Origin of the sequence: Pauljensenia sp. UMB1177 (genome assembly GCF_030217965.1) — a bacterium.
Classification (GTDB): Bacteria; Actinomycetota; Actinomycetes; order Actinomycetales; family Actinomycetaceae; genus Pauljensenia; species Pauljensenia turicensis_A.
This window is the reverse complement of record NZ_JASOOV010000066.1, coordinates 1-228: the sequence shown is the minus strand read 5'-3', so window position 1 is coordinate 228 and position 228 is coordinate 1. Positions and strand designations below refer to the sequence as shown.

Genomic DNA, 228 nt, shown 5'->3' with positions numbered 1-228 from the left:
ATAGATATTCAATTTTCAATGAACAATTTGAACCTTTCGATTCAATGGAGCCTAGCGGGATCGAACCGCTGACCTCCTGCGTGCAAAGCAGGCGCTCTCCCAGCTGAGCTAAGGCCCCACAAGACCTCTCAAAACTAAACAAGACAAACTCAATGGCTTCCGTTTTTTCCTTAGAAAGGAGGTGATCCAGCCGCACCTTCCGATACGGCTACCTTGTTACGACTTCAC

1 tRNA gene and 1 rRNA gene are annotated in these 228 nt (G+C 47.8%); both read right to left on the bottom strand.

From position 1 onward, the window contains the following. Positions 1 to 45: 45 nt before the first annotated feature. Positions 46 to 118 (bottom strand) — tRNA-Ala (locus QP442_RS08615). A gap of 56 nt (positions 119 to 174) precedes the next feature. Further along, a 16S ribosomal RNA gene (locus QP442_RS08610) occupies positions 175 to 228 on the bottom strand; the annotation flags it as partial.